The sequence below is a fragment of the Enterobacter sp. 4974935 genome, from assembly GCF_058661735.1.
Map to the genome: position 1 here is coordinate 1,699,466 of NZ_JBZWGT010000003.1, position 20,430 is coordinate 1,719,895.

20 protein-coding genes are annotated in these 20,430 nt (G+C 56.4%); all 20 read left to right on the forward strand.

Annotated elements, in window-relative coordinates:
• Positions 1–30: 30 nt before the first annotated feature.
• The 20 genes from tssB to AC4OVS_RS09350 all read left to right on the forward strand — a co-directional run bounded on the left by tssB (position 31) and on the right by AC4OVS_RS09350 (position 20,425).
• Positions 31–555 (forward strand): type VI secretion system contractile sheath small subunit, encoded by a 525-nt coding sequence (gene tssB / locus AC4OVS_RS09255; RefSeq protein WP_022648413.1) that lies wholly within the window; start codon positions 31–33, stop codon positions 553–555.
• Between the two features lie 3 nt (positions 556–558).
• Complete coding sequence (gene tssC / locus AC4OVS_RS09260; RefSeq protein ID WP_006810956.1) at positions 559–2,058, forward strand: type VI secretion system contractile sheath large subunit; 1,500 nt, start codon at positions 559–561, stop codon at positions 2,056–2,058.
• Between the two features lie 79 nt (positions 2,059–2,137).
• A complete protein-coding gene (locus AC4OVS_RS09265; RefSeq protein WP_045308301.1) occupies positions 2,138–2,563 on the forward strand; it encodes a Rap1a/Tai family immunity protein in 426 nt (141 codons plus the stop codon).
• Between the two features lie 3 nt (positions 2,564–2,566).
• On the forward strand, positions 2,567–3,061 hold the full coding sequence (locus tag AC4OVS_RS09270; RefSeq protein WP_022648411.1) for a T6SS effector amidase Tae4 family protein: 495 nt from the start codon (positions 2,567–2,569) through the stop codon (positions 3,059–3,061).
• Complete coding sequence (locus AC4OVS_RS09275; RefSeq protein WP_491922337.1) at positions 3,046–3,495, forward strand: T6SS amidase immunity protein Tai4 family protein; 450 nt, start codon at positions 3,046–3,048, stop codon at positions 3,493–3,495. Before AC4OVS_RS09270 ends, AC4OVS_RS09275 begins: the two co-directional genes overlap by 16 nt.
• A 180-nt stretch (positions 3,496–3,675) precedes the next feature.
• Positions 3,676–4,158 (forward strand): Hcp family type VI secretion system effector, encoded by a 483-nt coding sequence (locus AC4OVS_RS09280; protein WP_014884229.1) that lies wholly within the window; start codon positions 3,676–3,678, stop codon positions 4,156–4,158.
• A gap of 75 nt (positions 4,159–4,233) precedes the next feature.
• Entirely contained in the window at positions 4,234–5,223 is a 990-nt protein-coding gene (locus AC4OVS_RS09285) for a hypothetical protein (RefSeq protein ID WP_015570333.1), read from the forward strand.
• Positions 5,217–5,633, forward strand: a complete 417-nt coding sequence (locus tag AC4OVS_RS09290; RefSeq protein ID WP_126314960.1) for a hypothetical protein — start codon at positions 5,217–5,219, stop codon at positions 5,631–5,633. The genes AC4OVS_RS09285 and AC4OVS_RS09290 overlap by 7 nt, the downstream gene beginning before the upstream one ends.
• A gap of 90 nt (positions 5,634–5,723) precedes the next feature.
• Complete coding sequence (gene tagH / locus AC4OVS_RS09295) at positions 5,724–7,499, forward strand: type VI secretion system-associated FHA domain protein TagH (protein ID WP_491922338.1); 1,776 nt, start codon at positions 5,724–5,726, stop codon at positions 7,497–7,499.
• Positions 7,496–8,293 carry a PP2C family protein-serine/threonine phosphatase gene (locus AC4OVS_RS09300; RefSeq protein WP_003859969.1) on the forward strand — a complete coding sequence of 266 codons (798 nt, stop codon included), beginning with the start codon at positions 7,496–7,498 and terminating at the stop codon, positions 8,291–8,293. The genes tagH and AC4OVS_RS09300 overlap by 4 nt, the downstream gene beginning before the upstream one ends.
• A 16-nt stretch (positions 8,294–8,309) precedes the next feature.
• Positions 8,310–9,302: a hypothetical protein gene (locus tag AC4OVS_RS09305; RefSeq protein ID WP_063147832.1), complete on the forward strand. Its 993-nt coding sequence runs from the start codon at positions 8,310–8,312 to the stop codon at positions 9,300–9,302.
• 9 nt (positions 9,303–9,311) lie between these two features.
• Positions 9,312–10,124, forward strand: coding sequence for a type VI secretion system accessory protein TagJ (locus AC4OVS_RS09310; RefSeq protein WP_022648404.1), 813 nt, complete (start codon positions 9,312–9,314; stop codon positions 10,122–10,124).
• Positions 10,117–10,680 (forward strand): type VI secretion system baseplate subunit TssE, encoded by a 564-nt coding sequence (gene tssE, locus AC4OVS_RS09315; protein ID WP_015570336.1) that lies wholly within the window; start codon positions 10,117–10,119, stop codon positions 10,678–10,680. Before AC4OVS_RS09310 ends, tssE begins: the two co-directional genes overlap by 8 nt.
• A 2-nt stretch (positions 10,681–10,682) precedes the next feature.
• Entirely contained in the window at positions 10,683–12,554 is a 1,872-nt protein-coding gene (tssF, locus tag AC4OVS_RS09320) for a type VI secretion system baseplate subunit TssF (protein ID WP_023300321.1), read from the forward strand.
• Positions 12,551–13,594: a type VI secretion system baseplate subunit TssG gene (tssG, locus tag AC4OVS_RS09325; RefSeq protein ID WP_491922339.1), complete on the forward strand. Its 1,044-nt coding sequence runs from the start codon at positions 12,551–12,553 to the stop codon at positions 13,592–13,594. The genes tssF and tssG overlap by 4 nt, the downstream gene beginning before the upstream one ends.
• A gap of 38 nt (positions 13,595–13,632) precedes the next feature.
• A complete protein-coding gene (gene tssH / locus AC4OVS_RS09330) occupies positions 13,633–16,248 on the forward strand; it encodes a type VI secretion system ATPase TssH (protein WP_038416229.1) in 2,616 nt (871 codons plus the stop codon).
• A 24-nt stretch (positions 16,249–16,272) separates the two neighbouring features.
• Entirely contained in the window at positions 16,273–17,706 is a 1,434-nt protein-coding gene (locus AC4OVS_RS09335) for a serine/threonine protein kinase (protein WP_023300318.1), read from the forward strand.
• 25 nt (positions 17,707–17,731) lie between these two features.
• Positions 17,732–19,198: a Tle-like phospholipase domain-containing protein gene (locus tag AC4OVS_RS09340; RefSeq protein WP_491922340.1), complete on the forward strand. Its 1,467-nt coding sequence runs from the start codon at positions 17,732–17,734 to the stop codon at positions 19,196–19,198.
• A complete protein-coding gene (locus tag AC4OVS_RS09345; protein ID WP_481241472.1) occupies positions 19,195–19,956 on the forward strand; it encodes an ankyrin repeat domain-containing protein in 762 nt (253 codons plus the stop codon). Before AC4OVS_RS09340 ends, AC4OVS_RS09345 begins: the two co-directional genes overlap by 4 nt.
• A gap of 52 nt (positions 19,957–20,008) precedes the next feature.
• On the forward strand, positions 20,009–20,425 hold the full coding sequence (locus AC4OVS_RS09350; RefSeq protein WP_491922341.1) for a hypothetical protein: 417 nt from the start codon (positions 20,009–20,011) through the stop codon (positions 20,423–20,425).
• The last annotated feature ends 5 nt before the right edge of the window (positions 20,426–20,430 follow it).

Genomic DNA, 20,430 nt, shown 5'->3' on the forward strand with positions numbered 1-20,430 from the left:
CTTCACCGCGCATCTTTGATGGAGAACATCATGGCAATGAGTAACAGTGGACAGAAATTCATCGCACGCAACCGTGCTCCCCGCGTGCAGATCGAATATGACGTAGAGATCTACGGCGCAGAACGCAAAATTCAGCTGCCGTTTGTGATGGGCGTTATGGCCGATCTGGTTGGCAAGCCGGTGGAAAACCTGCCAGCCGTCGACGAGCGTAAGTTCCTTGAAATCGACATCGACAACTTCGACGAACGCATGAAGGCGCTGAAGCCGCGCGTGGCGTTCCAGGTGGATAACACCCTGACCGGCGAAGGTAAGCTCAACGTCGATCTGACCTTTGACAGTATGGACGACTTCCTGCCGGACGCGGTAGCCCGCAAAGTAGAGCCGCTGAACAAGCTGCTGGAAGCGCGCACCCAGCTCTCTAACCTGCTGACCTACATGGACGGCAAAAACGGCGCGGAAGAGCTGATTGCAAAAATCCTTCAGGATCCGACGCTGCTCAAATCCCTGAGCCAGATGCCAAAAAATGACGAAAGTGCGAAAGGTAGCGAGGAATAATCGATGAGCAACCAGACTCAACAACACGATCAGCAGGCGGGCCAGGCCTTCAGCCAGGACGAGTTCAGCGCGCTGCTGAATAAAGAGTTCCGCCCGAAAACCGATCAGGCGCGCTCTGCCGTAGAAAGCGCGGTAAAAACCCTGGCGCAGCAGGCGCTGGAAAACACCGTGACCTTCTCAAACGATACCTACCGCACCATTCAGAACCTGATTGCCGGTATTGACGAGCAGCTTTCACAGCAGGTGAACCAAATCATTCACCACGAGGAGTTCCAGAAGCTGGAGAGCGCCTGGCGCGGGCTGAGCTATCTGGTGAACAACACCGAAACCGACGAGATGCTGAAGATCCGCTTTATGAGCATCTCCAAGCAGGAGCTGGGCCGCACCCTGAAGCGCTACAAGGGCGTGGGCTGGGACCAGAGCCCGATCTTCAAAAAAATCTACGAGCAGGAGTACGGCCAGTTCGGTGGCGAGCCGTTTGGCTGCATCGTAGGCGACTACTACTTCGACCACAGCCCGCAGGACGTTGAGCTGCTGGGCGAGATGGCGCGCATCGGCTCTGCGGCCCACTGTCCGTTCATTACCGGCACCGCGCCGGGCGTGATGCAGATGGAGTCCTGGCAGGAGCTGGCTAACCCGCGCGACCTGACAAAAATCTTTCAGAACACCGAATACGCCGCCTGGCGTTCACTGCGTGAATCGGAAGATGCCCGTTATCTGGGCCTGGTCATGCCGCGCTTCCTGTCGCGTCTGCCGTACGGCATTCGCACCAATCCGGTCGACAGCTTTGACTTTGAAGAGCAGACCGACGGCGCGAACCACAACAGCTACTCCTGGGCGAACGCGGCTTACGCGATGGCCGCCAACATTAACCGTTCCTTCAAAGAGTACGGCTGGTGCACCTCGATTCGCGGCGTGGAGTCCGGCGGGGCGGTGGAAAACCTGCCGTGCCACACCTTCCCGAGCGATGACGGCGGCGTGGACATGAAATGCCCGACCGAGATCGCCATCAGCGATCGTCGTGAAGCCGAGCTGGCGAAAAACGGCTTTATGCCGCTGGTTCACCGCAAAAACTCCGACTTCGCCGCCTTCATCGGCGCGCAGTCCCTGCAAAAACCGGCCGAGTACCACGACCCGGATGCCACCGCTAACGCGCGCCTGGCCTCCCGTCTGCCTTACCTGTTCGCCTGCTGTCGTTTTGCTCACTACCTGAAGTGCATCGTGCGCGACAAAATCGGCTCCTTCCGCGAGCGCGAAGAGATGGAACGCTGGCTGAACGACTGGGTGATGAACTACGTGGATGGCGACCCGGCTAACTCCTCCCAGGAAACTAAGTCCCGCAAACCGCTGGCGGCTGCGGAAGTGCAGGTGCAGGAAATTGAAGACAACCCGGGCTACTACGCCGCGAAGTTCTTCCTGCGTCCGCACTACCAGCTGGAAGGCCTGACCGTTTCCCTGCGTCTGGTATCTAAACTGCCGTCGCTGAAGACGAAGGACGCGTAATGATGATTGCCGGCCCGAAGGGGCCGGCAATTTGAGCGGAAGAGCTTAGCTTGTTTCTGTCAGTGAATAAGGATAGCCGGTGAAACATATACTTTTGATCGCGACCAGTTTGCTGGCAGTTTCTACTCTCGCAAGCGCGGACGCAGGAAATTACAAATACCCTCAAGCGGAAGCATTGCCTCAGGATGACACATCAAACTTCCAACGCGATCCGACGCTGTTAACAGGGTACGATTTAAATCTGAGTGCAGAGCGTTTTGCTAAAGCCTGGCTTTCGAAAACGAATGAACGTGAACGCATTAAGGCAAATATGTATCTTCTCGGCGTAGTCGACGCGTCTGAGGGCACTGCATGGTGCAAGGGCAGGCCTTTTTTGCCAAATACAATACATGAGTTTCTCTATTCTCGTTTTGCGGACTTATCGAAACAGCAAGGCGAGGAACGCGCTTCAAAAATCATCATTGACGGCATGAAAGAATTACGCCCGTGCAAAAAAGGAGAGTGACAGATGAGACCATTATACGAACAACTTAAACGTCAGCATTACTCTTCAAATCACACACGCGCGGGTTTTGCCTCGGGTGAACAGGTTTTTTCAGAAATTGGCTACGATTATTCGACGATTATCAAGCAACAACCGGCATACGAAAATACCTGTGCGGTAAGAATGAGCCTGGCATTGTTAAAATGCAATGTTGAATTTACAGGGCGTTTACCCATAAAGACCGGTCCCTATAAGGGAAAAACAATCGAGCCTGGCGCAAAATTACTTGCCGATCAGCTTTATAAATCCCATGTGTTTGGCAAGGCAGAAATCTTTAAAGACCGCGAGGCTGGTGCACGCTCAATGTTGGGCCGAAAAGGTGTTGTTTTCTTCAATAAAATTGATGGGTATGGGGGTGGTCATATCGACCTTATCGAGCCTCTGAGTAATAATTCGTTTATATGTAACTCCGATTGCTTTCCGTACTGTCAGGAAATCTGGTTTTGGGAATTAAAATAATTATATTCAGGTTTCTAAAGACCGCATTTCTTTTGCTCACTTGCTTATCTTTTTCTGCTCGCGGTGACAACCCTTACGTTGATTTTTATCAGCAGCAAACATACCGGCAGGTGGTTAAAGATTTTGTCCTGGCGCGCTGCCTTGCGCAGGTAGCAGATAAAGGCAGTCAATTTTCTGCTGATGCGGCCCGCAGTGCGAGTGCATTTATTGAATGGATACCGTTTGATGCTGAAAACGGTACTGACAAAGTTAACGCCATTATTGGGAAGTATAAAAACCAAATTAATGGTTTCCACTCGGAGCGCAAACCTGATGTAAAAGGCGTAACCTTAAATTGTCTACGTCTTTATCATAGCGACGAACTGAATAAACTGGTTCCGCAGCTCATCATTGGCGATCCTGATCGTACCTGGATTCAGGATAATCCGCAGTAGTAAAAGACTTCACATTCTTTCCGTTCATTCAGGGGGAATGTAAGACTGTCAAATGACACGGGTCGTTTGATATGAGGCAGAGGTAAAATATGGACGGTTTTATTCAGCCCCATGCTTTCCTGTTTGCCATATAAGGGCTTTTTCGAAAGCAATATTGTTCATCCACGAAGAGTAGATATTATGGCTATTGATATGTTTCTGAAGGTCGAGGGTGTTACGGGCGAATCTAAAGATTCTAACCACACCGGCTGGACTGACATTACCTCCTTCTCCTGGGGCGCGTCCCAGCCAGGTAATATGAGCGTTGGTGGTGGCGGCGGTGCCGGTAAAGTTAACTTTAACGATCTGCACGTTAACGCTCTGATCGACAAATCCACTACAGCAATCCTGAAACACTGCGCAAGCGGTAAACACCTGACCAAAGTTGAACTGTCCGTCTGCAAAGCGGGTGGTCAGCAGGTTGAATACACTCGCATCACCCTGGAAGACGTTCTCGTGACTTCCGTTCAGTACACCGGTGCCGACAACGGCGATACCGTTGGCGTGACCTATGCATTCCAGGCTGCGAAAGTGAAACAGCAGTACTGGGAGCAGACCACTGCCGGTGGTAAAGGTGCTGAAAGCAGCGCTGGCTGGAACATCAAAGAAAACAAAGAAGCGTAATTGCGCGCGTGACCGGGGAGTTTTCCCCGGTCATTATTTACAGAGACTTAATTTCGTTTGCAAAGGGATGTCAATATGAGTGTAAAATCAACGGTTGCTCCTGGTTATTGTGTTGTTCAGCAGGCTGGTACGTTAGATTTCCAGGCAAGACTACTGTTCAATAAACCAGACAGTGAAGCGGCACGTTATTTTATGCAAGTGAACAGGGACACACGGTGGTTAAAACCCGGGCAAATATTGATCCTTAATGCTCCGGGTGCTGAAAATGCGGTTCAGCTAAAACAATTACAAAATGCAAAGCAAAAGGTTAATGGAGCATTGGCAGAACTGAATACAGATGAAGCTAATTTCTTTAACAAGCATTTTAGTACCATCGCAGCATTAACTAATTTTATGGATAAATCTCTTGGGGTGGTTGCTGATGCAGGTGAAAGGTACTTTAGCGAAATAGAAAAGAAATTAAAAGCTATCGAACTGGCTTATCAAAATCAATACAGAACGCAAGGCACATTGATCGGGCAGCAGTTTTTTGTTGAGAGGCAAAAACTTTTTTCTGAGCTGGACGTTTTATTAAATAAGCTGTCCAGACTAACGCTGAAACTGAAACCTTATGAAGAAATCAAGCACGCTTTAGGTTTATCAAGCAGGTCAATTGTCCACGAATGGAGTACTGCGGGTGTTGCCTCGATACGAGGGTATTCAACATATGTAGACAATGCATCAAAAGCTGCCCGTTTTCTGAAAATGGGAGGATGGCTTGCTATCGGCTTCGCTGGAGCAAACACAACCAATGAAGTTTACGATGCCTGTACAGTAGGTAGAGAGCAGAGTTGTTCCAAAGTCGCCGTTAAGAAGTACAGTCAATTTGGCGCCAGTCTTGCGGGCGGGATTTATGGCGGAAAATATGGTGCCATGGCTGGGGCTGGCGTATGTGTTGCATTGGGCGTGGCAACAGGTGGTGTAGGGTTGCTCGCGTGTTCTGTGGTAGGCGCCGCTGCGGGTGGATACATTGGTGGCGAAGTTGCCGGTGGAGCAACTGAATATGTCATGGATAAACTATGGTGAATGTAGAAAATATTCTTTTATTTCTGATTGTTGTTTTATTTTTACTTGTCGTAATTATGGACTTCATCAGTTCTCGTTATTTTAAAAAACACGAGGCCGAATATAATCAGCTTCTTTCAGAATATCGGCAAAAAGGCTACGATCTCGATCTGGTGACAAATTACGCATCTTTTTTTGGCTCGCTGGCGAACTATCAAAAAATAATCTGGTTTGTTCGTCTTCGCAAAGGCGTGAAGATGAAATTTACCAAAGATAGAAATGTTCAGGATGATGCCTATAAATTCGTTCAGGCTTTACCGGAAGAGAGAATCGGCTGGATATTAAAACTGCATCGACGCTATAAAGTTCAGGCCTTACTTTTTACGCTATGGCTGCTTATCGGCATTATTTTCCTGAATGTAGTCAAATAGCTTTAATCAGCCCTTAACCCCCAAACCCCGCCGTTTTCACCCCCGAGAGCGGCAGCGTTTGAGCGCTAATCATACCAGCAGGAATACGCCATGCGATTCACGATTATTTCTACGAAACCCGGTCATCAGCCGCCGCAAAGCAGCTGTGATTTTTATGCCCCGGGCGGCACCATTGGGCGCGGTACGGATAACAATCTGGTGCTGCCGGACAACGATCGCACCATCTCGCGTTTGCAGGCCATCGTTCACGTCGACGCCAGCGGCGAATGTCGCGTCACGAACCGCGGCAGCGTTACCCGCGTGGTACTGAATGATATCCCGCTGGAGCGTGGGCGTCAGGTTGAGCTTCAGGACGGGGATATTCTCGGTATTGATGATTATCGCATTGAAGTCAGCGAACTCATTCATGACACCCAGCCCGTAAGCCGCATGGCGGCCAGCATGCAGCAGGCGCGCCCAGCGGCGACACCTGCTCCGGCGGCACAACCGAAACCGGCCAGCGCCGCGCCTCGCGGAAAAGCTGAACCTACGGCCGTGCCGTCGGAAATCTGGGACAGCCTGATGCAGGAGTTCTCCATCTCCGACAGCATCTCCAGCAATCGGGCAAAGCCACAGCCCGCGGCCTCCCACGATCCGTTCTCTCAGCCTGCGGCCCCGGAGCGGAATGCCGAAGATCCGCTGGCAATGTTTAACGACGCCGAACCGTCGCTTGAACGTAAAAACGTTGACCCGGACACGCTGTTCAGCGATGAAGCGTTGTTTAAACAGGAGAGCATCTTTGACGATGTCACCCCTTCAACGCTGGTACAGCCGGACGAAAGCAAACCTGCCCAGCCAAAGGAAGAGGTGTCGGACGAACTCGATCCGTTAGCCCTGTTTGGCGGGTCGGCGAGCGCACCTGCCGCGCGTCACGATGACCCCCTCGGCCTGATGGGCGGCGCGCCGTTAACCCATCCGGATGAAATCGTGGCAGATAAGCCGGAGCCAAAGCCTGAAGCGCAAGCCGCACAGGAAGAGGATGCGCTTGCCAGCTCACCGCTGTTCGATCCGGAACCGACTGAACCACAGGACGCGCCGCGCGCGGAAGAAGAGCCCGCGCGTCCCGATTACGCTGGCTTCACCATGCCAACGCCGCAGGCCGTGGCGCGCAGCAACGCGCAGGCGCCGAAAGGCCGCCTGCGTATCGACCCGGTTAAAAACGCTGCATCGCCTGCTGCCTCCGCACAGACCGGCGAGCGGGGCGAGGTGCTTCAGGGCGAACTGCTGGAGGCGCTGCTGGAGGGCATGGGCCTGAGCGAAATGCAGCCGGTGCCGCAGTTTGACCGGGAAAATATGCGTCAGCTGGGGCAGATCCTGGGCATGTTCTCGCAGGGGACCGTGGCGCTGCTCTCCTCGCGCTCCATCCTCAAGCGTGGGGTGAAGGCTGATATGACCATGGTGCTCGACGATGCCAACAACCCGTTCAAGCTGCTGCCAACCGGTAAAACGGTCCTGATCCAGATGTTCGGCACGCCGATGCCGGGCTTTATGCCGCCGACCAAATCGGTGCGTGATGCGCTGATCGATCTACAGGCGCACCAGCTGGGGATGATCTCCGGTATCCGCGCCATTATCGCCGCCATGCTGCAATCCTTTAACCCGGAACAGCTGGAAGAGCAGGCGAAACAGAACGGAATGACGTCACGCCTGGCGCTGCCGGGCAGCCGTAAAGCCGCGCTGTGGGATTATTTTGTTCGCAGCTATGGCGAGACGGCGGGCGAGATTGAGGACGACTTCCACACCCTGTTTGGCGAAGCCTTCCTCCATGCCTATGACATGGAGGTCAATCAGTACAAAGACTCACAAAGCGGATCCGAAGAAAAATGAATATCGCAACGGCTTCTCTCTCCCGCCAGGGGACGCGCGCCAGCAACCAGGATCAGACGGGAGAAACCATCGGGGAACGTTCAGCCTGCTTTGTCGTCTGTGACGGCATTGCGGGCCTGCCGGGCGGCGAGGTGGCCGCTGAGCTGGCCCGCAACAGCATTATTTCCCGCTTTGACGGCGACAAGCACCTGAATGCGCAGCATATTCGTGACTACGTCCAAACGGCGAACCGCACCATCCTCAGCGAACAACAGGCCGTGCAGGACTATCGCCGGATGGGTACCACGCTGGTCAGCCTGTTTATCGACAGGGATTACCGTCTGGCTTACTGGGCGCACGCCGGAGACAGCCGCCTGTACCTGTTTCGCCGCGGCTGGCTGTGGCACGTCACCACCGATCACAGCCTCGTCCAGCAGATGAAGGATGCCGGGCATCAGACCGACGATCTCAACAGCAACCTCCTGTATCTGGCGCTGGGTATTGAGAATGGCGGACCGGAAGCGAGCTACAGCGATGTCGTGCAGGTTGAAGACGGTGATGCGTTTTTACTCTGCACCGACGGTTTCTGGCACGGCGTCAGCGAAGAGCAGATGAAACAGTCGCTGCACATGGTCAATACGCCACAGGAGTGGCTGACCTTGATGAACCAAATCATTCAAAAGAATGCTGAACAGGAGGGCAATGCTCAGGATAACTATACCGCCGTGGCGGTGTGGATGGGCAACCCTCAGGACACCACTTTGCTGCATACGCTCTCTGACGCAGCACAATTTCTTCCCTGCGGAACTGATTAGACACACAAGGATTGATATGAAACTTTGGCTATCGGGTTTAGCTCTTCTGACGGTGGCGACCACCGCACAGGCTGAAAACTTCCGCATCGTGCAGTCTCCTGCGCAGAAGCTGGATATCTGGATCGACAACATTAAAGACAATACGCCGCAAAGCTGGTGTAAGGCGGACGTGGCGCTGCGTATCGTGGCGAACGGCAAGAAAGAGGTTTCGGTGCTGGAAAACTTCGTGCCGCGCCTTGGCTCGCTGCTGGAGCACCAGTGTAGCAAACTGAATACCCTGAACTGGACGCTTAACGATCCGGAAGGCACGACGCTTGCCCGGGGCACAGCGGCTAAAGCGCAGGACTGGGCGCTGGTGGTGAAACAGCAGGAAACGGCGGCGGCAACGACTACCACCACCACCTCAGGCGCGCTGCTACCGCCTGACCAGAATCCGGAGACGCACACCGTGGCGGCAGATCGTACGCCATGGCAGGAGTTCACCCTTCAGGACGGTTGCCACCTGCGCACCTTCTGGGAGGGCGGTTCCTCCGCGCCAGCGCTGTTTATTCCCGATTCCGACACCACTCGCTGCGGCAACGGCAGCTGGCTCAGCGGCCACACCGTGGTGACGCAGAATCGTAACGGGACGCAGAAAGCGATTCCGGTCACCTACATTCACGGCTTCCCGGTGATGGGACTGAACAACGCGGTCGATCCTGAAAAGGCGCTGATCACCTCCGTCAACAAAGAGCGCATGGTCTTCAGCACCCCGAACAGCGACCAGAGCTGGATGATCCTGCCGTACGACAGCACCCTGAACGGCTGGAAGAGCAACGGCACGGTGGCGGTGGAAATCACCCGTGAGATCGCCAGCGACGACGCCAGACTCCAGGCGCGTATCGCAGAGGTGAAGAAGATCTGGAGCGCATGGGTTGCACCGGGCGCGGAGCTGAATGTTGTTCTGATTGACACGCTGCGTCCGCAGCTACGCGATCCGGCTGTGGGCGCCTGGCGCGCGGCGAATTAAGGAGGGGCTATGAATACGCTTTATCAACGTCTGGCGGGTGAGTCGATTAGCGACGCGCTGCTTCGCCTGGAAGCCGAAATCAAAGCTCGTCCGGCGGATGCCGATCTGCGCGCTGCGTTTGTGCAGTTTCTGATCCTCAGCGGCAACTGGGCGCGCGCCCTGACCCAGCTGAAAAGCTGGCTGGCGCTGAAGCCGCAGGCAAAACCAACCGTGACGCTGCTGGAGCAGGCCATTCAGGGTGAACAGCAGCGGGCGCGCGTGTTCGCGGGAGAGGTACGACCGGCAATGCCCGAGGCGCAGTGGCCGTGGCTGACCACGTTAGCTCAGGCGCTGACCGAAAGCGCAGGGCATGCGCAAACGCTGCGCCTGGCGGCACTCGAACAGGCCCCGGCAAGCCGCGGGCAGGTCACGCTGGAGAATGAAGAGAGCCACACCTTTGAATGGCTGATGGACGGCGATGCCCGTCTGGGGCCGGTGTGTGAAACCCTGGTCAACGGCCGCTATTTCTGGGTGCCGTTCTGCGCCATCGACACGATCCGTTTTCAGGCTCCGGCCAGCGTGACCGATCTGGTGTGGCGTCATGCGCTGGTCCGCCTCACGGACGGCACCGAGCAGGTGTGTCAGATCCCGGCGCGTTATCCGTTTGCTGACGGAGCGCCAGACAGCGTTAAGCTGGGGCGCACCACCGAGTGGCTTCCACTCGACGATGACGGCACCCTGTATGAAGGCATGGGGCAGAAAGCCTGGCTGAGCGAGCAAAGCGAAAGCCCGCTGCTCACCCTGAGCCTGGTGACGTTCGCCGCGGATGGCGCGGATGAGTAATCCCGCTGGCGAAGGCGATCTGCTGCGCAGCGGCTGGCAGGCCCGCAGCAGGCAGGAGAAAGTGGGGGCGCGCGACAAAATGCAGCCGTCACTGCTGGATCGCCTGACGGATAACGATCCGGAAAAAAAACGCGAGTCCGCCAACAGTAATCTGATTACCCACGCCGCGCTGCGTCGTAACGTCCTGCGGGATTTACAGTGGTTGTTTAACACCATTAACCACGATGCCTCCAGCGATCTGAGTGGTCTGACGCAGGTGAGCCGTTCTGTCGTTAACTTTGGCGTCGCGCCGCTGGCGGGGAAAAGAATGTCCGATATCGAATGGCACGACATTCAGCGCAAGCTCACCGAAGCGATTATTAACTTTGAACCGCGGATCTTGCCGCAGGGGCTTCAGGTTCGCTGCGTGTCCGATACCTCCTCATTAGATCTGCACAACGTGCTGTCTATCGAAATCAAAGGCCGCCTGTGGTGCGTACCGTATCCGCTGGAGTTTCTCTTTCGCACCGACGTCGATCTTGAGAACGGCCATTTTGAACTGAAGGATGCGGGGTAATTATGGAAAGCAAACTGCTCGAATATTACAACCGTGAACTGGCCTATCTGCGCGAGATGGGCGCGGAGTTCGCCGAACGCTACCCAAAAGTGGCGGGGCGGCTCGGCATGCGCGGCATCGAAGTGGCGGATCCGTACATTGAGCGCCTGATGGAAGGTTTCGCCTTCCTGACCTCCCGCGTGCAGATGAAAATGGACGCCGAATTTCCACGCTTTTCACAGCGTATGCTGGAGATGATTGCGCCAAATTACCTGGCGCCTACGCCGTCGATGGCGATCGCTGAGATTCAGCCCGACAGCAGCCGCGGCGACCTGAGCAAAGGCTTTATTGTGCCGCGCGGCACCATGATGGACAGCCTGGCGCTGAAAAAAACCGGCGTTACGTGCAGCTATACCACGGCGCACGAGGTCAACCTGCTGCCGTTAAAAATTGAGCGGATCGAGCTGGGCGGCGTTCCCGCCGATCTGCCGCTGGCCCAGCTCGGCCTGAGCCAGCGGGGGATCAGCAGCGCCTTACGGATCCGCATTGCCTGCGATGGCCCGCAGCATCTTGGGCATCTGGATTTTGACCGCCTGGAGTTCTTCTTAAGCGGCCCGGACATCGAGGCGCTGAAGCTGCTGGAGCTGGTGATGGAGCACCACGCGGGTATTGTCTGCCAGACGGTCAGCAAGCAGCCCCAGCGCCAGCTGCTGTCGTCTGACGCCCTGCGTCAGGAAGGCTTTGATGCGGATCAAGCGCTGCTCCCGGACGATCTGCGTAACTTCGACGGCTATCGCCTGTTGCAGGAGTACTTTGCGTTCCCGGCGCGTTTTCGCTTCATCAGCCTGAGCGGGCTGGGCAAGCTGATCCAGCGCTGCGAAGACGAAAAAGCGTTTGATATCTTCATTCTGCTCGACAAAAGCGACGATCAGCTGGAGCGCGTGGTGGATGCCAGCCACATGGCGCTGCACTGTACGCCGGTGATCAACCTGTTCCCGAAAGTGGCGGCCCGGCAGAAGCTGAGCGAAAGCCAGCATGAATACCATCTGGTGGTGGATAACATCCGCCCGCTGGATTATGAAATTTATGCTGTGAAAAAAATCTATGCCAGTGCGGATGGTCAGCGGGACGACCAGACGTTTCGTCCGTTCTGGAGTACCTGGAGCGGAGACGCGGGCAACTACGGCGCCTATTTTTCCCTGCGCCGTGAACAGCGCGTCCTCTCTGAACACGCGCTGCGCTACGGCACCCGCACGGGCTATATCGGCTCGGAGGTCTTCGTCTCGCTGGTGGATGCGCAGCACGCGCCGTGGCAGGAGAATTTGCGCTACATTTCCGCCGAGGTGCTGTGTACCAGCCGCGACCTGCCGCTGATGCTCCAGCAGGAGCTTGGGCAGTTTATTATGGCAGACTCCATGCCGGTGAAGGCGTTAACCCTGCGTAAAGGCCCGACGCCGCCGCGTCCGGCGCTGGCGGAAGGGTTTAGTACCTGGCGGCTCATCAGCCAGCTGCAAATGAACTACCTCAGCCTGATGGACAGCGAAAACGAAGAGGGCGCTGCCGCGCTGCGTCAGCTGTTAGGGCTGTACGCTAACCTCGCCGAGACGCCGGTTGCCCGTCAGGTGGATGGCGTTCGTCACTGCGTGCTGGAGCCGGTGCACCGCCGCGTGCCGGAACCCGGCCCGGTGGTGTTCGCCCGCGGGATCGGCATCACCCTGACGGTGGACGAACGCGCCTTTTCCGGTGCCAGCCCGTGGCTTTTCGGCAGCGTGCTGGAACGCCTTTTTGCCCGCCTGGTCTCCATCAACAGCTTTACGGAGTTCACGCTCAAGAGCCAGCAGCGCGGCGAAATCGGCTACTGGGCGCCGCGCATGGGTAAAAGGGCGCTGGTATGAGTGAAGTTGCCCCTGCAACGCTGCGCGTGCATCGCCTGACGCCGCTGCCCGATGCGTTCTGGCGCGGAGTGCGCGAGACGCCGTGGCGCTACGATCTGTTCCAGCTGTTAAGACGCATTGATGCCCAGGGCGGAGAACGTTACCCGCTGGGGCGCGCGCCGCTGCCTAAATTTGAGCCGCTGCGTATTGGTCAGCAGCCTTCAATGGGGTTTGCGCCGTCAACGGTTGCCGAGGTCCGGCAGCGGGAAGAGAACGGACTGCATGAGGTTTCCATTCTGAGCTTCGGCCTGTTTGGTCCTAACGGCCCACTGCCGGTGCACATGACCGAGTATGCCCGCGAGCGTATTCATCATCATCAGGATCACAGCCTCAGCGCGTTTGCCGACCTCTTTCACCACCGCCTGACGCTGCTGTTTTACCGCGCCTGGGCGGACGCGCAGCCTGCCGTTTCACTGGATCGCGACGACAACAGGCGCTTCGAAGGGTATCTTGCATCGCTGATTGGCATGGGTCAGCCCGGCCAGATGTCGAAAGGCAGCCTGAGCCCGCATGCCCGCTTTACTCACGCCGGGCACCTGACCCGCCACGGGCGGGACCCGGAAGGGCAGGAGAAGATCCTGCGCAACTATTTCAACATTCCGGTCAGGTTGGTGGCCAATGTACCGCAGTGGATGCCGCTCTCAACGCGGGAGCAGGCACAGCTGGGTGAGGGGCGTCGCCTGCCGCGCATGGGGGAGTCCGCTTTTCTTGGCATTGCGGTACGCGACGTGCAGCATAAATTTCGTCTTGAGATTGGCCCGTTGAGCGCAGACGAATACAACCGTTTTCTGCCGGGCGAAGGGTGGGTCACCGAGCTACGCGACTGGGTGCGACAGTACGCCGGGGTGGAATTTGAATGGGAAACACGGGTGATCCTGCGCGCCGATGCGGTGCAGGGCGCCACGCTCGGCAGCGCCGGGCGATTAGGGTACAACACCTGGCTGGGCCTTCAGCCTCAGCCTGTTCCGCGTGGCGATCTGGTGTATCGCGCAGAGCGATAATCCTTCCGTATACCGAATCATTGTTAATGGAAACTAACATGTCAGAAATTAGCCGTGCCGTGCTTTTCGGCAAACTGGATACGCTGTTATTTACCTCTCTGGAAAGCGCGACTGCCTTCTGTAAGCTGCGCGGCAACCCGTACGTTGAGCTGGTGCACTGGCTGCATCAGCTGATGCAGCAGCAGGATGGCGATCTGCAACAGGTCATCCGTCACTTCGCCCTTGATGAACAGCAGCTGACGCGCGATATCGTGGCGGCGCTGGATGCCCTGCCGCGTGGCGCGAGTTCCGTCTCTGACCTTTCCGAGCATATCGACAGCGCCGTCGAGCGCGCCTGGGTCTACGGCTCGCTGAAGTTTGGCGTCAGCCGCATCCGCGGCGGCCATTTGTTGATCGGCATACTGAAAACGTGGAATCTGGCTAACGTGCTGAAAAGTATTTCGGCGCAGTTCACCCGTCTTAACGTCGAGGTGCTGATCGAGCAGTTCGACGCTATTTGCGCCAGCAGCAAAGAGAGCCAGCAGGCCGCCGCCGCTGCGGACGCAGCTGCCGGGGCAGTACCGGCTGCGCAGGGCACGCTGGCGCAGTATGGTCAGGATCTGACGGCGCGCGCCCGGGATGGGAAAATTGACCCGGTGGTGGGGCGCGATGAAGAGATCCGCCAGATGGTCGATATTCTGATGCGTCGTCGCCAGAACAACCCCCTGCTGACCGGGGAAGCTGGCGTCGGGAAAACGGCAGTGGTGGAAGGGCTGGCGCTGCGTATCGCTGACGGCGACGTGCCTGAGCCGCTGCAAAACGTTCAGCTGTGGCTGCTGGATATCGGCATGCTTCAGGCCGGAGCGGGCATGAAAGGGGAATTTGAGGCGCGCCTCCAGGCGCTGATTAACGAGGTGCAGTCCAGCGCCACGCCGATTATTCTGTTTATCGATGAGATCCACACCCTGATTGGCGCTGGCGGCCAGCAGGGCACCGGCGATGCCGCTAACCTGCTCAAGCCTGCCCTGGCGCGTGGGCAACTGCGCACCATTGGCGCGACCACCTGGGCGGAATACAAAAAATACATTGAGAAAGATCCGGCGCTGACCCGCCGTTTCCAGACCGTACAGGTTCACGAGCCGGATGAAGCGAAAGCTGTATTGATGCTGCGCAGCACCGTGTCGCCGCTGGAAACTCATCATCAGGTTTTACTCCTCGACGAAGCGGTCAGCGCGGCGGTGAAACTGTCGCATCGCTATATTCCTGCGCGTCAGCTGCCGGATAAAGCGGTGGCGCTGCTGGATACCGCCTGCGCGCGCGTGGCCGTCAGCCAGAGCGCGCCGCCTGCCCAGCTGGAAGACTGCCTGCGTCATCTGGCGGCCCTGGACGTGGAGCTGGAGATTGCCGAACGTGAAGCGCGCGTGGGGGCGGGCGATCCGGCGCGCGTGGCGACATTAAGCGCCGAACGTGACGCGTTCGAAACCCAACGCGAGGCCCTGGCTAGTCGCTGGGAAGAAGAGCGCACGCGGGTGCAGGAAATTATCCGTCTGCGTGCCGCACTGTTTGCGGCGAGTGATGAGGATACGGCTGAACTGCGCGGCCAGCTGGCAGAACAGCAGCAGGCGCTGAAGACCTTACAGGGTGACGAACCGCTGCTGTTTGCCGCGGTCGATGAAAACGTGGTGGCTGCGGTGGTTTCGGACTGGACCGGGATCCCGCTGGGCCGGATGGTGAAAAATGAGATCGACGCGGTGCTGAACCTGGCTGATACGCTGAACCAGCGGGTTATTGGTCAGCGTCACGGTCTGGATCTGATTGCCCGTCGGGTAAAAACCTCGCGGGCGAAGCTTGACGATCCGAACAAACCGGTCGGCGTATTTATGCTCTGCGGGCCGTCCGGCGTGGGCAAAACCGAAACCGCGCTGGCGCTGGCGGAGTCGCTTTACGGCGGCGAGCAGAACGTCATTACCATCAACATGAGTGAATTCCAGGAAGCGCACACCGTTTCGACGTTAAAAGGTGCGCCTCCGGGCTATGTGGGCTATGGTGAAGGCGGCGTCTTAACCGAGGCCGTGCGCCGCCGTCCCTACAGCGTGGTGTTGCTGGACGAAATTGAAAAAGCGCACCCGGACGTGCACGAGATCTTCTTCCAGGTCTTCGACAAGGGCTGGATGGAGGACGGCGAAGGGCGTCACATTGATTTCCGTAACACCATTATTATTCTGACCTCTAATGTCGGTACCGAGCTGATCGCAGCCATGTGCGCCGACCCGGAACTGATGCCGGATCCTGACGCGTTAAGCGGCGCCCTGCGCCAGCCGCTGCTGGAGGTGTTTCCGCCTGCGCTGCTGGGCCGCCTGCTGGTGGTGCCGTATTACCCTCTGAGCGACGAGATGCTGGGGCAGATTGTGCGTCTTCAGCTCAGGCGCATTCAGCGTCGTCTGGAAGAGAATCACAATATTATTTCTGAATTTGACGACAGCGTGGTCGAACAGATTGTTCAGCGCTGTACCGAGGTTGAGTCGGGCGGGCGTATGGTGGATGCGATTCTGACCAATACGTTGCTGCCTCAGATGAGCCAGATTTTACTTACCGCCAGCCGCAGCGACGAGCAGTACCGACGTCTGCATGTCACCTGCGAGCAGGGCGAGTTCCACTGTCAGTTTGCCGCGTAATAATCATCAAGAGAACTGTAAAAGATGACGGATAATGATAACAATCGGACTGTCCCAAACGCGCTCCCGGTCGGGTACCGTTTCAATGAGTTTGAGATAAAAGAGGTGATTGGCGGCGGCGGATTCGGCATCGTCTATCGCGCCTGGGATCACCAGCTCGAACGCACTATCGCTATCAAAGAGTTTATGCCTTCCTCCCTCGCCGTGCGCGGCGAGGATATGACGCTGGTGCTGCGCAGCGAGCGCTTCGGCAAAGCGTTTTCTGCCGGTCTGAACAGCTTCATCCAGGAAGCCCGCCTGCTGGCGCGCTTTAACCACCCGAACCTGCTGCACGTGCTGCGCTTCTGGGTGCAAAACGACACGGCCTATATGGGGACGCTGTTTTACAGCGGCACCACGCTGTCGCGTCTGCGCGAAGAGAAACCGGAGCTGATTAACGAGGCGTGGATCCGCCGCATGCTGCCAATGCTCTTCGGCGCCATCAAAACGATCCACGATGAGGGCTACCTGCACCGCGACATCTCGCTGGATAACATTCAGATTCAGGATAACGGCCTGCCGGTGCTGCTCGATTTCGGATCGGCGCGCCGCACCATCGGTAATCTCTCGGATGAGACGGAAACCATGCTGCGTCCGGGTTTTGCGCCAATCGAACAGTATACCGACGACAATGAAAGCGAGCAGGGGCCGTGGACGGATATCTACGCGCTCGGCGCCGTATTGCGCACCCTCATAGTCGGCTCTCCGCCGCCGGTCAGCGTGGTGCGTTCGATTCAGGACACTTGCAAACCGCTGGTGGAGCTGATGCCGCAGGGGTATTCCATTCCGCTGCTTCAGGCCATCGACAAGGCGCTGGCGCTGCATATGGAAGACCGTCCGCAATCCATCGAGGAGTTTGCGGCGCTGATCGAGATGCCCGTCGCCGGTATCGACGAGGTGCTGACCGCGAAGAAGACCGGCACGATGCTGGTGCCGGTGGAAGAGGAGACATCTGCTTCCGCGCTGGACTGGCGACGTTACAAGCTTCCGGGGCTGGTGGCCGCGGGCGTGCTGGTTGGGGTGGTTGCCGGTGCGATGCTGTTCGGCGGCGGCAGCCAGGAAACGCCAGCGCAGACGGCGCAAACCCCTGCCGTGAGCCCTCCGGCTGAAACCTCCGCCGCAGCGGAAACCAGACCGGCAACGGCCGACGTGAGCGAGCCGGTAGCGCCACCTGCTACGGCACAGCAGAGTGCGCCGCCAGTCGACGCCAGCCCGGTCGCGCTGGTCTATATCCGCATGCTGGATGGCGAGACGCTGAAGGTTAACGGCGAGCCGAAGGCGCTGCGTCCGGGCAATAACGGTTACGCATCGCTGAAACTGCCGGCGGGTGAAACGCGTATTGAACTGGAAGGCAATGGAAGAACGCGTACCCAGACGCTGGATATTGCGAAGCCAGGCACCTGGCTGGTGAATCCGTAAGCCTGCGGGTAACAGGACGGAGCGAATGTATAACATCAAGTTTGTCTATCTTTTCCACGAGAACGTCTCGCCGGCGCTGTTTGCGAAAATAATCCGCCCGTCCGTTGCCGGGCAGTGGATTATGTCGGTTCCCGACCACTCGCTGCGCTCGCTCTTCACGCGCTACGATTTGCTGCGCACGATCACCGGCGCGAATCCTTACCAGTCCGGGCGTGATACCCGCACGCTGATCGCGCAGGATCTGGAGATGGGCAGGGTGGTCGCCATTGATGAAAGTTTTCGTGACTGGTCATCAGTAACGGAAATTTTTTATATCAACGCCAAAGGGCAACTTCAGGCTGCGTCCCTGGTCGGGCTGGGCTGGTATCCGGTGAGTACGATCGTCGACCGATATGAAACCATGGTGAGAACGTACGGATCTCGCCCTGCGCCAACGGTACTGCCAAAACAGGTAGTGAAATCTAAAACGGCACAGGTGCCGGATGAACCTACTCCCGGCAAGGACGGTAAAACCTATGCCGCACAGCTTCAGCAGATGACCAAAGCAGAACGCTGGCAGGCGCGTAAGGATCTGATTGCGAAGGGGAGCAATAGCCTTTATCCGGATGCCCAGATCGCCGCGAAACGTCTGGCAGCGAATAATATCGCGGTGGAAAAAGCGAAGCTTGCGGAAAATATTTATAAGACCGTGAACCCGCTGGAAACCACACCGGGCGTGCCGGAGGGATGGACAGATATCAGTAATGACGATGCGCTGTTAGGAAAGTTCGGGCTGAACAAATCCATGCTCTTTGACGATGATACGTCCCCCAATTTTCTGGCGCGCGTCTATCAACCGAAGCCGGAAGTGTTTGGTGCAGATATGAACCCCACGCTGGTATTCAGGGGATCGCGCGAGCCTGGTTTCGCCTCTCTGTCTGAGAATGTCTCCTCTCTACTGACCAAAGGGGAACTGGCGCCGGTGGTAAACGGGGCTGACTGGTCGAATAACTTCTCACAGGGCATGGGTATGGCTTCAGATTATTATAAAAAGGCCGTGAGTATCGGTAAGGAGCTGGCAAGGTCAGGGCAGAATATTGATATTGCCGGTCATTCTCTTGGCGGTGGTCTCGCCTCTGCAACCTCTATGGGCAGCGGGAAAGCGGGGTGGACGTTTAACGCCGCCGGCCTCAATGCCGGAACCGTAGAAAAATACGGCGGTAAGATATTAGGCAGTACGGATAATATCCAGGCGTATCGGGTTGAAGGTGAACTGCTGACGAAGATTCAGGAAGTTAACCCCTGGGAAGATCTGAAAACGATGAAAGGGCATGTCCCTTCGTGGATCCTCAAAGAGGAAATCTCTGCGCTGAGCCCTAATGCTGCCGGAATACCCCATGATCTTCCCGGTGGAACCGGAAGCGCGCTGGACCGCCACGGAATTAATCAAGCGATTGATTGCATAGAGCAACAGAAGGATGAGGATATTTCGATAATCGGGAGTCGATTGTGAAAAAAGGGTTGATGGCTTTTGTCGCGTTATGGTTTTTATTCATGATTCAGGGGTGTAAGCAGGATATGGACCTTAATCCACAGGACTACTTCAGCGGCCAGCAGCTTGAACTGGCGAAAGCGATTGAGGAAGGCGACGTCGATGCGGTGAAGACGCTTGCGCCAGACAGCGACCTTAATCAACCAGGAAAGCAGGATATGACCCTGCTTTTCTGGGCCCTTGGCAACGCAATTAATGATAAAAAAACGTCGAGCCATTTAAAGGTGATTACGTTGCTAGTTAAGGATGGCGCAGATCCGCTCCAGCCTCGACCGCAGGGAAAAAGCAGTCCTGCTGAATTTGCCCTAAAGGGAGACAGTGCGGACTGGATCGACGCGATGTTGGACGGTGGCCTCTCACCCAACGTGAAAGATAAGGTTTTCCACGAACCGATCGTCTTCCAGTCGCTTAAAGCGAAAAATACAGAGACGCTGGAAGCCATGCTCGATCGCGGTGCTGACGTCAACTCAACCAACTCACTGGGTAAAACGCTGGTGTTTGATGCGCTGGATAACCAGGCTTACGATCATGTCTTGTTGCTGCTCGATCGGGGAGCGGATCCGTCAATTAAGGCCAAAAATGGCTGGTCGATGAGCAATGCGCTCGCGGACGCGCTGAATGGACTTGACCGAGGCAGTGAGCAATACGAGAAATTAAACGAAATAAAAGAGAAGCTCATCCAGAAGGGGGGCGAATGGCCACCCGCGCCGGTTAAGTGATTGCTCAACTGTCATGAACGCCAGAGATAAGGTTTTCATTTTCTGGGGATGCATGGATGCCCTGGCCATTGTGCTCTATTGTGCCCAGTCCGTGCGACATGACAGGATCCCTTTTATTTCCGATATACACGCCTTCAGTACGGTTGTGAACACGCTGTCTGCTGGTGGGTATAGCGCTCTGGTTATTCTTTTCTTTATTCTCGATTTCTTGTTGTTGGTCTCTTTTATTGCCTCAGCATGGTGCTTCTTCGCCCGGAATTTATACGCGAGAAGACTGGCGCTCTACCAGGAAATACTGCGTCTGGTTGGATTTCGCTACTCAGTTTCCCTTTTTCCCCTGGTGTTAAGTTTCACGGGCGTGATGAATGTCTGGCTAAATGGCTTTTTGTTCTTTTTGTCAGAGTTTCTGAAAATCTATTCCCTGTGGATTTATAAATATGAAGGGGAAAGTCCCCCGGTTAAAGAGTAAGACGG